Raw genomic sequence first — 12,142 nt, 5'->3', positions numbered from 1 at the left:
CCCATCCACACCGACGATGCGTCCGTCGTGTCGAGCGGCCCCTGGTTCCAGTTTCACTACGACCGGTGGACGCTGCCGGTCGGCGCGACCGAGATCGCGCGCAACTCGGTCGCCTCCCAGGCCTTCGTGGTCGGTCGGAGTCTCGCCGTGCAGTTCCACCCGGAACTCACCGCGGCGACCCTCGACGGCTGGCTGGCCCAGGGCGGGGCCGAGCAGGTGATCGCCGACGGCCAGGACCCCGTCGCCCTGCTCGAGCACACCCGAGCCGAGGAGCACGCGGCGACCGCGCGTTCGCACGCCCTGGTCGACGCCTTCGTCGAGCGGATCGCGCGGCTCCAGCCGCCCGCTGAGGGGCCGGAGGCCTAGCTAGCGCAGGGTCTCGAGCACGTCGATCACCCGCTGCGCCTCGGTCGCCGGGTTCACGAACGCGAGCCGCAGGACGCTGCGCCCGCGCCAGGTGGTGGGCACGCAGAGGATCACCCCGTCGTGCGCCGCGGCGTTCGACCACTCGAGGTACTGTGCCTGGGTCCAGCCGACGCGCTCGAAGAGCAGTACGGACAGCTCGGGCTCCCGAACGAGACGCAGGTGATCGGATGACCGGATCGCGTCGGCGACGACCCTGGACGTCGTGAGGGACGCCTCGACGGCATCCCGGTACCGGTCGGTGCCGTGCGTTGCGAGGCTGAACCAGAACGGGAGGCCGCGCGCGCGGCGGGAGAGGTGCAGCGCGAGCTCGCTGGGGTTCCAGACCTCGCGGTCGACGTGGTCGAGGTAGCTCGCGTGCTGGGCGTGGGTGGCCCTGGCGAGCTGCGGATCGCGGTAGAGCAGCGCGCAGCAGTCGTAGGGCGCGAACAGCCACTTGTGCGGGTCGACGATGAAGCTGTCCGCCCTCTCGATGCCCGCGAAGAGGTCGCGAACGCTCGGTGCGGCGAGGCCGGCCCCGCCGTACGCGCCGTCGACGTGCATCCAGACCCCGAACTCCTCGCACACGTCGGCGATGTCCTCGAGGTCGTCCACGACACCCTCGTTGGTCGTGCCGGCCGAGGCGACGACGGCGAAGACGTTGGGCGAGCGCTCGAGCACGGCGCGGAGGGCCGCGCCGGTGAGGTGGCCGCGGCCGTCGACCGCTATGTCGACGATGTCCACGTCGAGGGCTCGCGCCGCCGAGTGGATCGAGGAGTGCGCGTTCGAGCTGCAGGCGAGCTGCCAGCCGTCGGCCGGCCGGCCGCCGCGCCTCGTGCGCGCGGTCTCCCGCGCGGTCATGAGCGCGGAGAGATTGCCGGAGGTGCCGCCGGAGACGAAGCAGCCGCCGGCGGTCGCCGGCCAGCCGAGCAGTCCGACGATCCAGGCGAGCGCCTCGTTCTCGGCGTAGATCGCGCCGGCACCGGCCTCCCAGAGGCCGCCGAAGATGTTCGCCGCGCTCGTCACGAGGTCGAAGGCGATGGCGGCGCGGGTGGGTGCAGCCGCGATGTATGCGAGGTTGAGCGGGTCGTCCTGGGAACGGGTCGCCGGTTCGAGCACGGTGTCGAACACCCGCAGCGCCTCGGCGCCGCCGATGCCGGACGGCGTGATCGTGGGTCCGGCATCCGCGGCCAGAGCCGACGCCGGCCGCGCGGTGGAGAGCGGGTCGGTGTGGCGCACCACACGCCTCGCCGACCAGTCGACGGCGAGTTCCACGACCGCCGACTCGTCGCCCCAGATCGGATACGGCTCGGCGTGCAGGTGCGGTTTCGTCATGCCGGGGAGCCTACTTGGCCAACTCGACCCGAACGGGGAAGCGCTTGATGCCGTTGACGAAGTTGCTGCGCAGCCGGGACAGCTCGCCGATCTGCTCCATGCTGTGCACCCGACCGAGCAGGTCTTCGTACATGATGCGGATCTCGAGGCGCGCCAGCGCGTTGCCCAGGCACATGTGCGGGCCGCCCCGACCGAACGACATGTGTTCGTTCGGGTTGCGGGTCACATCCATGCGGTACGGGTCGTCGAAGACCTCCGGATCGCGGTTGCCGGCGGCGAACCAGGTGACGACCTTGTCGCCCTCCTTGATCGCCTGCCCGTTGATCTCGGTGTCGCGGGTGGCGGTGCGCCGGAAGTGATAGACCGGGCTCGCCAGGCGCAGGAACTCCTCGACCGCCCACGGGATGAGCTCCGGGCGCTCCTGCAGCAGGGCCATCTGGTCCGGGTTCTGCATGAGGTAGTTCATCGAGTGCGTGATGGTGTGCCGCGTCGTCTCGTTCCCGGCCACCACCAGCAGCAGGAAGTAGCTGTTGAAGTCGCGCTGCGAGAGCGGGATGCCATCCGACGGGGTCTCGTTGACGAGCCGGGACACGAGGTCGGTTCCGTTCTTGCCCCGGCGCTGCCTGGCGAGCTCGTTGCCGTAGTCGAACACCTCCTGGGCGGCGGGGGAGCGGAACGGAAGTAGTCGGTACTCCTCGCTCTCCGCCGAGGTGGAGAGCACGTCGGCGTGCTCGGGGTCGGTGTTGCCGACCATGCGGTTGCCCCAGTCGATGAGCTTGTGGATGTCGGTGTCCGGCACGTCCAGCATTCGCGCGAGCACGCGGATGGGAAAGTCGGCTGCGACGTCGGCGACGAAGTCGAACTCGCCCTTGGCGAAGGCGGTGTCGAGCGTCGTCGCGGTGAGCCCGCGCAGGAAGGTCTCGTAGCCGGCCACGGCCTTGGGGGTGAACTCGCCCTGCATGAGCCTGCGCAGCGCGCGATGGCGCACGCCGTCGGTCTCGAGCATCGACTTGCGGGCCTCGATCTGGTCTGCGTCGAGTTCCTCGAGGTTCACCGTTCCGCGTTCGCTCGAGAAGGTCTCGGTGTCCCGCAGCACCCCGACGATGTCGTGATAACGGGTGAGGGACCAGAACCCGTGGTTGGGGGCCTCCTCCTCGTCCCAGTGCACGGGAGCCTTCGCGCGCAACTCGTCGAAGACGGCCCAGGGCTGGCCGTGCTCGAAGAGGTCGAGGTCGGCCAGGGTGACATTCGCCAGTGAAGTCAACTCATCCTCCAGGGATATTGTTTGGATGCGAACAACCTACACCTGAGGCAGTAGCCGCGCGAGAGTTCCCCGTCGTCTCGAACCCGGCGACGGCCGTCGTTTAGAGTGAATCCACCGCGCTTCCCGAAGGAGAATCCATGACCGGTCCACACACGCTGGTCGAGACGGAGCGACAGGTCGAGGCGCGCCTAGGAAAGCTCCCGTTGGACTACTCGGCGATGGCCGTCGCCTCCAACCTGTTCCGTGCGGCAAACGCGGTGCGCAATCACCTCGAACGCACGGTGCTCTCCGAGAACAACCTCTCCTGGACCGCGTTCGTCGTGCTCTGGGTCACCTGGATCTGGGAGCCGATCGAGACCCGCCAGATCGCGCTTGAGGGCGGCTTCTCCAAGGCGACTCTCACCGGGGTGCTGTCCACCCTCGAGGGGCGCGGCTGGCTCGCGCGCGAGCGCAGCCAGGCGGACGGCCGGCTCGTTCTCGTGCGCATGACCGACGCCGGGCGCGAACTCATGACGCAGCTCTTTCCCGACTTCAACCTGCAGGAGCAGCACGTGTCGAGCCCGATCGACCCGGCCAAGCGTGACGAGTTCGCCGAGATGCTGCGCCTCGTGACGGTGCACGTGGAGAAGCGGGACTAGCTAGCTAACTAGCCTCGCAGATGCCCGCAGGAATGGCGCCCGGGATCAGCGACGGGACCGCGCGACCAGTTCGGCGAAGATCGCCGCCTGGGCCGGGTCCGTCGCCGCGGTGTCCTCCGGATGCCACTGCACGCCGACGGCCCAGCCCGAGGCGTCGATCACCGCGGCTTCCGGGATGCCGTCCGTCGACCGCGCGACCACCTCGATGCCGTCGCCGAGGTGATCGAGCGCCTGATGGTGGTAGCAGGACGCGCGCACGACCGGGGAACTCAGGCCGAACAGGTGCTCGCGTTGCTCGAAGCGCACGTCGTGCACGTGGTTGCGGTGGTGCCGGGGAAGGTCCTGCACGAGGGTCCCGCCGCGCACGACGTTGACGACGTGCAGCCCGCGGCAGACGGCGAGCAGCGGCAGGCCTGCCTGCAGGGCGAAGCGCGCGCTCTCCAGATCCGCGGCATCCTGCACCTCGTCCACGTCGTAGACGTTCTCGGAGGCGACGGCCCGACCGTAGCTGGCGGGGGAGAGGTCGCCGCCACCGGGCAGGAGGATGCCGCCGAAGCCGTCGAGGCGGCTCGCCCAGTCGCTGCCTGCGACCGGCAGGAGGGTGAGGGGTTCGCCGCCGGCGGCCCACACCGCCTCGAGCAGGGCGCGGGCGTTGACTACGGCGCCGTGGCGCAGGGCCGACGTGCTGGCGGCGAATCGGCCGAGGACGGCGATTCTGGGACGCTGCGAAGTGACCACGATGTCTTTCCCGGGTTCGGAACGGGGAGTTGTAGAGCCAATGGCTATTCTGTAGGGTAACTCATTAGCATCCGAATGATTTAACGGCGAGCCATTCGAGACGGGAAGTGCGCATGACCAGCGTTGACGTGGCAGGCACGGCTGTCGACACGAGACACTACATCGGCGGCGAACGCGTCGCCTCGGTGTCGACCTTCACCAACACCTCTCCGATCGACGGGACGTTTCTCGGCGAGATCGCCCGCGGCGGCGCCGTCGAGGTGGACCTCGCGGTCGAGGCCGCGCGAAAGGCCTTCCCGGTGTGGTCGGGGATGCCGCCGGCGGAACGCGCCGCGATCCTCAACCGCATCGCCGACCTCGTCGAGGAGAGCGTGGACTCTCTCGCGACCGTCGAGACGATGGACAACGGGGCGCTCCTGCGCAGCCACCTGCGGGGAGTGATGCCGCGGGTCGCGCACAACTTCCGCTTCTTCGCCGATTGGCTGGTCAACCACCTCGACCACCCGGACTTCGAGACGCGCGGCCACGTCAACCACGTCTCGTGGGACCCGTCCGGCGTCGCCGGCATCATCACCCCCTGGAACGCGCCGCTCATGCTCGCCACCTGGCGGATCGCCCCGGCCCTCGCCGCCGGTGACACCGTCGTGCTCAAACCGGCCGAGTGGACGCCGCTCACCGCATCGCTCCTCGCCGACATCACCAAGCGGGCGGGACTTCCGGATGGCGCATTCAACGTCGTGCAGGGGATCGGGCGCGAGGCTGGGGCGGCGCTCGTGGCGCATCCCAGGCTCAGTCGCATCTCGTTCACCGGGTCGGTGCCGACCGCCAAGTCGATCGCGCGGGCCGCGGCCGACAACCTCACCCCCTGCAGCTTCGAACTGGGCGGCAAGAGCCCGTTCATCGTGCTCGCCGACGCCGACCTCGAGCTGGCGGCAGGGCTTGCGATCGAGCAGTACGACAACGCCGGCCAGGTCTGCCTCTCCGGTACCCGCATCCTCGTGCACGAGAGCATCGAGGCCGAGTTCACCGAGGCGTTCCGCCGCAAGGCAGCGGCGATGCGACAGGGCGACCCACGGGATCCGCAGACCGACATCGGCCCGCAGGTGCACGAGGCGCACTTCGCGCGAGTCAAGGGCTTCGTCGACCGCGCCCGCGCGGAGGGCGCGACCATCGCCATGGGCGGCGGCCCGAACACCGAGCTCGGCGGCCTCTACTTCTCGCCGACACTCGTCTACGACCCCACGCCGGGCAGCGAGATCGTCACGCAGGAAGTCTTCGGCCCCGTGCTCACCATGCAGACCTTCGCGACCGACGATGAGGCGCTCGCCCTCGCGAACGGCACCGAGTTCGGCCTCGCCGCGGTCGTCGTCTCCGGCGACCGGAGCCACGCCGAGGCGATCACCGCCCGGCTCGTCGCCGGCACGATCTGGGTCAACTGCTTCTTCGTGCGCGACCTCCGGGCGCCCTTCGGCGGCTCGAAGAAGTCCGGGGTCGGTCGCGAGGGCGGCACCTGGTCTTTCGATTTCTACGCGGACGTGAAGAACACGGTCGTCGCTCCCAACGGATGGAAGGAATAGCTCATGGGCGAAGTAGTCGGTGTGGGCCTGATCGCTCACGTACCAACCATCATGCTGCCGAAAGAGACGCGCATGGAGCTGAACGAGGGCAAGGACTCGACGCTCGTTTCCGGGCTGGAGAAGCTGCGAAGGGACGTCTTCGAGTCCGACGACTATGACACCGTGATCGTGCTCGACAGCCACTGGGCAACGACCGTCGAGTTCGTGGTGACCTCGCATGAACGGCGCAGCGGAAAATTCACCTCGGAGGAACTGCCGCGAGGAATGCAGGGCGTGCCATTCGATTACCTCGGCGACCCGCAGCTCGCCGAGCTCATCGCCGCCCAGGCCGAGAAGAACGGCACCTGGATCACCCCGATCGACGACCCGGACCTGCCGGTGATGTACGCCACCATCAACCTCTGGAAGTACCTCGGTGAGGGGCTCCCCGACAAGAGGTGGGTCAGCGTGAGCCTCTGTCAGACGGCCACCGATGACGACTTCCTCCGCGCCGGCCGCGCGATCGGCGAGGCAATCGCGAAGAGCGACCGCCGGGTGATTCTGCTCGCCTCCGGCGCGCTGTCCCACACCTTCTACAAGCTGCGCGAGTTGCGCAAGCACGAGATGGCCGACCCGAGCCACATCTTCTCGGAGGCGGCCCGAGCGGCAGACCACGAGCGTCTCGACTGGTTCACCGCTGGCGACCACGCGAAGGTGCTCGAGACCATGCCGGCCTTCCACACGGTGCGGCCGGAGGGCATGTTCGGGCACTGGCTGCTCGCCGCCGGCGCGATCGGCGAAGAGAACTGCACCGCCCCCGGCGTGCTGTACAGCGAATACGAAAACTCGATCGGCACCGGCCAGGTGCACGTCTGGTTCCCCAAACCGGTTGGCGGATTCCCGAGAGCCAAAGATCTGACGCTGTCGCGTGACTGAGTACCGTCGCATCCTGCTGGACGGCGTCGCCACGCAGACCGTGCGCCACGGCGACGCCCTCGTCGCCGCCGACGGCCGGGAGGTGGGGGTCGATGAGGCCATCCACCTGCCGCCGACCGAGCCGTCCAAGATCATCGCGGTGCATCTCAACTACGCGAGCCGCACCGACGAGTTCATGACGAAGCTCCCCTCGGCGCCCACCTACTTTCACAAGCCGATCACGGCGCTCAACAGCCACCGGGGTTCGGTGGTTCGCCCGCTCGGCTGCAAGTGGCTCAATTTCGAGGGCGAGATCGTGATCGTGATCGGTCGCACCTGCCGCAACGTGTCGCCGCAGGACGCCGGCGGCTACATCGCCGGCTACACGATCGGCAACGACTTCGGCCTGCACGACTTTCGGGATACGGATGCCGGATCGATGCTGCGGGTGAAGGGCAGCGACACGCTCGCCCCCGTCGGCCCCGGCCTCGTCACCGACTGGGACTTCCGCGGCAAGCAGATCCGCACGATCGTGAACGGGGTGGTGAAACAGGACGACAACACCGCCAACATGGAGTGGGACATGAACTACCTCGTCGCCGACATCGCCCGCACCATCACGCTGAGCCCCGGCGACATCCTGTTCAGCGGCACGCCGGCGTTCTCGCGGCCCGTCGAACCCGGAGACGTCGTGGAGGTAGAGGTGGAGGGCCTCGGCCGCCTGATCAATACCATCGTCGAAGGCCCCACCCCGATCCGCACCGACGTCGGCGCCCAGCCGACCGAGAGCGAAGAGGTCATCTCGACCGCGCTCGGCGGCGACTGGGAGTTCCGCGGCATCCGCACGCCATCAAAAGACCTGTACCCATCCACCGTGGAGGAGAAGTAGTTGATAAAGATCCAGGTCGACATGGCCCTCTGCCAGAACTACGGGCAGTGCGTCTTCGAGGCGCCGAACGTGTTCCACCTCAACGATGACGACAAGCTCGAATACCTGGCAGAGGCCGACGACTCCGAGCGCGACAACGTCGAATCCGCCGTGGACGTTTGCCCGATGCAGGCCATTCGGATCGTGGAATAGTGCCCGCGGCCGTCGTCATCGTCGGCGCCGCGATGGGGGGACTCCGCACCGCGGAGGCCCTTCGCCGGGCCGGCTACGCGGGCGCGCTCACGGTGATCGGCGACGAGGTGCACGCCCCGTACAACCGGCCGCCGCTCTCGAAGGACGTGCTCTCCACCGGCGTGAGCCACGAGGCCGTCGCCTTTCCGGCACGCGCGGCCACCGCCGACGTGCACTGGATGCTCGGAACCCGGGTCACCTCCGTCGATCTCGACGCACACACCATCGTCACGGACGACGGCACCGTGCTCCCGTGGCGCGCTCTCGTGATCGCGACGGGCCTGCGCCCCCGCCGGCTGCCTCTCCCGCCGATCGCCGGACGGCACTCGGTGCGCACCCTTGACGACGCCATGGCCCTGCGCGGCGAACTCGTGCCAGGCGCGCGCGTCGTGCTCGCCGGCTCCGGCTTCATCGGCTGCGAGGTGGCCGCGACCGCGCGCAAGCTCGGCTGCGAGGTGACGGTGGTCTCGCCGAGCGCCGAACCGATCGTGCGCCCGCTCGGGCGTCTGCTCGCCACCGAGCTGCGCAGGCGCCACGAGGCACACGGTGTGCGCTTCCGGCTCGGCAGGACTATCGGGCAGCTCGACGGCGGCAACCGGCTCGACGAGGTCGTGCTCGACGACGGGGAGATCCTGCCGGCGGATGTGCTCGTGGAGGCGATCGGCTCCGACTGCAATACCGCCTGGCTCGACTCCACCGATCTCGACCTGAGTGACGGGGTGCTCGCCGACCCGGCCATGCGCGCGATCTCGGTCGACGGGCGGGTGCACGACGACGTCTACGTGGTCGGCGATATTGCGCGCTTCCCCAACCTGATGTTCGACGACGTCCCGCGCCGGGTCGAGCACTGGAACATCCCCACCGACACCGGCAAGCGGGCCGGGGCGGTGCTCGGTGCGTGGCTCGCCGACGACGGTTCGTACGCGGAGGTCGCCGCCCAGCGGTTCACCCCGATGCCCGCGTTCTGGTCCAACCAGTTCGAGGTGAGCCTGCAGGCCTACGGCCTCCCGGGCCTCGCCGACCCCGACGGCATCCGCATCCTCGCCGGCGACATCGCGTCCGACGTGATCGTCGGCTACTTTCGCGCCGAGCGGCTGGTCGCGGTGGTCGGGCTCGGCCTCAAGTCGGCGCTGCTGCCCTACCGGGAGCAGATTGCGGCAGGGATCGGCTGACCAGCGCGGGGCAGACCGATGCGTGGCTCTAGGCTGGCGGCATGACCGAATCCGGCGGCTCCAGCGTGGGCACCAGCGGCGACTCGAGCGTGGGCGTCGCAGTGGCTCAGTTCGCCCCGGGTGCCGACACGACGCACAACCTCGCCAGCATCCGAGACCTCGCGACCCTGGCGGTGGAGCGCGGGGCCTCGCTCGTCGTCTTCCCCGAGTACTCGTCGTACTTCACTCCGGAGCTGGGCGCCCACTCGCTCGCCGCCGCGGAGCCGCTCGACGGCCCGTTCGTGGCCGGGCTCGAGGCGATCGCGAAGGTGCTCGGAGTGCACCTGGTCGCCGGGATGCTCGAGTCGACCCCGGCGGGCGACCGGTTCTCGAACACCGTCGTGGCGGTGGGTCCGGCCGGAGCGATCGTGGCGGCCTATCGCAAGATCCACCTCTACGACGCGTTCGGGCAGCGGGAGAGCGAATGGGTGAGACCGGGCGACATCGAGGCGCCGGAGACCTTCCCTCTCGCCGGCTTCACGGTCGGCATCCAGACCTGCTACGACCTCCGGTTTCCCGAGGTCACCCGACGCCTCGTCGACGCGGGCGCCGACCTCGTGGTCGTACCGAGCGAGTGGGTGCGCGGTCCGCTCAAGGAACAGCACTGGCGCACCCTCGTTACCGCCCGGGCGCTGGAGAACACCATCTTCGTGGCGGCCGCCGACCAGGCCCCGCCCATCGGCGCGGGCAACAGCATGATCGTCGACCCGATGGGAGTCGAGCTCGCGACCCTCGGCGAGGAGACCTCGGTGGCGGTGGCCTGGCTCGCCGGCTCCCGGATCGTCTCGGTGCGCGAGATCAATCCGGCGCTCCGGATGCGACGTTTCGGCGTGCATCCGCTGTAAAAGGCCCGCTCCGCATACACTGGAGCCAAATTCTTTCGGGGGAATTCAATGGTGGATCAGCATTACCGCGTCTTGGTTGTCGAAGATGACCCGGACGTGGCCTTCTACACGCGCACGGTTCTCGAGAAACGCGGCTGCATCGTCACCGTGATTCCCGACCCCACCCTCGCGCGTGCAGCGCTCGCCTCCTTCGAGCCGGATGTCGTGATCACCGACATCGAGATGCCAGGACTGACCGGCCTCGACCTGCTCGATCAGATCCGCGCAGAACGGCCGGGCACGCCCGTCGTCGTCATGACGGCGCACGTCTCGATCGACTACGCGGTCGCCGCCCTGCGCAGCCAGGCCGACGAATTCCTCACCAAACCGGTGTCCTCCGCCGACCTCATCTCGGTCGTCACGAGGCTCGCCGAGGAGTCCAGACGGGCCAGGGCGGCCCTACCGCACCGCGAGGTCGTGCTGGCGATCGGCGCTCATCCGGACGACGTCGAGATCGGGGTCGGCGGAATCCTCGCCGCCCACCGTGCGGCCGGCGACTCCGTCACGATCCTCACGCTCTCCCGTGGGGCGCGCGGGGGAGAGGCGGATCACCGCCAGGACGAATCGCTCGCCGCGGCGGAGCTCATCGGCGCTCGGCTCTTTCTCGAGGACCTCATCGACACCCAAATCGTGAGCTCCGACCCCACGGTCGGCATCATCGAGCGAGTGGTATGCGAGATGTCGCCGACGATCGTTTACACCCACAGCAATCACGACCGTCACCAGGACCATCGCGCGGTGCACGACGCCACGCTCGTCGCCACTCGGGCCGTGCGCACGGTGGCCTGCTACCAGAGTCCGTCGGCCACGGTCGACTTCCGGCCGAACCGCTTCGTGACGATCGACGGGTTCACCGAGACCAAGCTCCGGCTGCTGGGCTGCTTCGCCTCGCAGGCCGGCATCCGCGACTACCTGGAGCCCGGCTTCGTGCTCGCGACGGCACGCTACTGGTCGCGCTACGGCACCGGGCTCAACTGCGAACCGCTCGAAATCGTTCGGGACTCCGCGGATGTGTCGGTCTCCCGAGGCGACATCGCCGCCGCCGTGCGCGTGGAGAAGTCGCGGCAGGGTCGCGGCGAGACCGTGGTGTGATGGTGCGTGTTCTCGTGACCGGATCGGGGGGACCGGCCGGGGTCGCGGTCATCCGTTCGCTGCTGCGTCGCGGCGACGTCGACGTCTTCGCCGCCGACATGGACGGCTGGGCGAGCGGGCTCTACCTCGTGCAACCCGACCGCCGTCGCATCGTTCCGCGCGGGCTGGATGCCATCTTCGTCGACGCCGTGATCGCGCTCTGCGCGGCGGACGAGATCGACGTGCTGTTCTCCACCGTCGACTCCGAGCTCCCGTCCCTCGCCGCACGACGGATCGAGCTCGGCCGCACCGCCCTCGCCGCGCCGTCGCTCGACACCCTCGAGGCCACCCTCGACAAGTTCGCGCTCGCCGAGCGCGTCGGCACGAGCGCCCCGGTGCCGGTGACCCGGCTCGTGGGCGAGTCGAGCGCGAGCGAGGACTGGGCCTTCCCGATCATCGTCAAGCCCCGCCGTGGGGCCGGTTCGCGCGGGGTGCGCCTCGTGCACGACCGCGCCGGTCTCGATGCTCTCGGCTCCGACGACAGCCTCATCGCCCAGGAGCTGCTGCCCGGCGATGAGTTCTCCGTCGACGTGTTCGCCGACGCGAGCGGCACGGTGATCGCCGCGGTTCCACGCACCCGCACCCGCGTGGACTCCGGGGTCTCGATCGCCGGCCGAACGGTGCGCAGCGCCGAGCTCGAGGCCACCGCGACCGCCGTGGCGACCGCAATCGGGCTCGTCGGCGTCGCCAATGTGCAGTTGCGCTACAACGTCCACGGCGTCGCCGCGCTCCTCGAGGTGAACCCTCGCTTCCCGGGGGCAATGCCGCTCACGATCGCCGCCGGCGTCGACATGCCGTCGCTGGCCCTCGACCTCGCGCTCGGACTCGAGCTGCCGTCGCGCGTCGACTTCGCGGAGATCGCGAACGTGCGGTACCTCGAGGATGTGTTCGTCGATCCGTCCGAGATCCTGCACTCGGACAACGCCGCTCACGACGATGCGGAGTGAC

At 69.2% G+C, this 12,142-nt stretch carries 12 protein-coding genes and 1 pseudogene; 10 read left to right on the top strand and 3 right to left on the bottom strand.

All coding sequences use genetic code 11. The features are described from left to right. Positions 1-366 (top strand): annotated as a pseudogene (locus VIM54_RS06365) (aminotransferase); the annotation flags it as partial. Here VIM54_RS06365 and VIM54_RS06360 read toward each other — a convergent pair. Next, positions 367-1,737 carry a pyridoxal phosphate-dependent decarboxylase family protein gene (locus VIM54_RS06360; RefSeq protein WP_331899922.1) on the bottom strand — a complete coding sequence of 457 codons (1,371 nt, stop codon included), beginning with the start codon at positions 1,735-1,737 and terminating at the stop codon, positions 367-369. Between the two features lie 10 nt (positions 1,738-1,747). Continuing rightward, entirely contained in the window at positions 1,748-3,001 is a 1,254-nt protein-coding gene (locus VIM54_RS06355; RefSeq protein ID WP_331899921.1) for a cytochrome P450, read from the bottom strand. Between the two features lie 137 nt (positions 3,002-3,138). Between VIM54_RS06355 and VIM54_RS06350 the strand changes: the two genes are divergently transcribed. Continuing rightward, the gene (locus tag VIM54_RS06350) at positions 3,139-3,639 is read left to right on the top strand and encodes a MarR family winged helix-turn-helix transcriptional regulator (protein ID WP_147782849.1); all 501 of its coding nucleotides are present in this window, start codon (positions 3,139-3,141) and stop codon (positions 3,637-3,639) included. A 45-nt stretch (positions 3,640-3,684) separates the two neighbouring features. Here the strand turns inward: VIM54_RS06350 and VIM54_RS06345 are convergent, their stop codons facing one another. Continuing rightward, entirely contained in the window at positions 3,685-4,377 is a 693-nt protein-coding gene (locus VIM54_RS06345) for a gamma-glutamyl-gamma-aminobutyrate hydrolase family protein (protein WP_331899920.1), read from the bottom strand. Positions 4,378-4,490: 113 nt separating this feature from the next. Between VIM54_RS06345 and VIM54_RS06340 the strand changes: the two genes are divergently transcribed. From VIM54_RS06340 to VIM54_RS06305, 8 genes are read left to right on the top strand one after another with little or no spacing between them, the layout of a single operon-like run. Then, positions 4,491-5,954: an aldehyde dehydrogenase gene (locus tag VIM54_RS06340; protein ID WP_331899919.1), complete on the top strand. Its 1,464-nt coding sequence runs from the start codon at positions 4,491-4,493 to the stop codon at positions 5,952-5,954. Between the two features lie 3 nt (positions 5,955-5,957). Next, positions 5,958-6,869: a catechol 1,2-dioxygenase gene (locus VIM54_RS06335; protein ID WP_331899918.1), complete on the top strand. Its 912-nt coding sequence runs from the start codon at positions 5,958-5,960 to the stop codon at positions 6,867-6,869. Beyond that, the gene (locus tag VIM54_RS06330) at positions 6,862-7,737 is read left to right on the top strand and encodes a fumarylacetoacetate hydrolase family protein (RefSeq protein WP_331899917.1); all 876 of its coding nucleotides are present in this window, start codon (positions 6,862-6,864) and stop codon (positions 7,735-7,737) included. The genes VIM54_RS06335 and VIM54_RS06330 overlap by 8 nt, the downstream gene beginning before the upstream one ends. After that, positions 7,738-7,929 (top strand): ferredoxin, encoded by a 192-nt coding sequence (locus VIM54_RS06325; protein WP_331899916.1) that lies wholly within the window; start codon positions 7,738-7,740, stop codon positions 7,927-7,929. It abuts the gene before it with no gap. Next, positions 7,929-9,140, top strand: coding sequence for an FAD/NAD(P)-binding oxidoreductase (locus tag VIM54_RS06320; RefSeq protein WP_331899915.1), 1,212 nt, complete (start codon positions 7,929-7,931; stop codon positions 9,138-9,140). The genes VIM54_RS06325 and VIM54_RS06320 overlap by 1 nt, the downstream gene beginning before the upstream one ends. A 41-nt stretch (positions 9,141-9,181) precedes the next feature. After that, on the top strand, positions 9,182-10,024 hold the full coding sequence (locus VIM54_RS06315) for a carbon-nitrogen hydrolase family protein (RefSeq protein WP_331899914.1): 843 nt from the start codon (positions 9,182-9,184) through the stop codon (positions 10,022-10,024). A 48-nt stretch (positions 10,025-10,072) separates the two neighbouring features. Then, positions 10,073-11,155 (top strand): response regulator, encoded by a 1,083-nt coding sequence (locus VIM54_RS06310; RefSeq protein WP_414673183.1) that lies wholly within the window; start codon positions 10,073-10,075, stop codon positions 11,153-11,155. After that, positions 11,155-12,141, top strand: a complete 987-nt coding sequence (locus VIM54_RS06305) for an ATP-grasp domain-containing protein (protein ID WP_331899912.1) — start codon at positions 11,155-11,157, stop codon at positions 12,139-12,141. The genes VIM54_RS06310 and VIM54_RS06305 overlap by 1 nt, the downstream gene beginning before the upstream one ends. The last annotated feature ends 1 nt before the right edge of the window (position 12,142 follow it).

The sequence above is a fragment of the Lacisediminihabitans sp. genome (assembly GCF_036569425.1).
Taxonomy (GTDB): domain Bacteria; phylum Actinomycetota; class Actinomycetes; order Actinomycetales; family Microbacteriaceae; genus Lacisediminihabitans.
This window is presented reverse-complemented; position numbering and strand designations above follow the sequence as displayed.

Coding starts and splice junctions, on each gene's coding strand:
- VIM54_RS06360 (WP_331899922.1), bottom strand. CDS start 1,737: ATGACGAAACCGCACCTGCACGCCGAGCCGTATCCGATCTGGGGCGAC.
- VIM54_RS06340 (WP_331899919.1), top strand. CDS start 4,491: ATGACCAGCGTTGACGTGGCAGGCACGGCTGTCGACACGAGACACTAC.
- VIM54_RS06310 (WP_414673183.1), top strand. CDS start 10,073: ATGGTGGATCAGCATTACCGCGTCTTGGTTGTCGAAGATGACCCGGAC.
- VIM54_RS06305 (WP_331899912.1), top strand. CDS start 11,155: ATGGTGCGTGTTCTCGTGACCGGATCGGGGGGACCGGCCGGGGTCGCG.
- VIM54_RS06315 (WP_331899914.1), top strand. CDS start 9,182: ATGACCGAATCCGGCGGCTCCAGCGTGGGCACCAGCGGCGACTCGAGC.
- VIM54_RS06350 (WP_147782849.1), top strand. CDS start 3,139: ATGACCGGTCCACACACGCTGGTCGAGACGGAGCGACAGGTCGAGGCG.
- VIM54_RS06335 (WP_331899918.1), top strand. CDS start 5,958: ATGGGCGAAGTAGTCGGTGTGGGCCTGATCGCTCACGTACCAACCATC.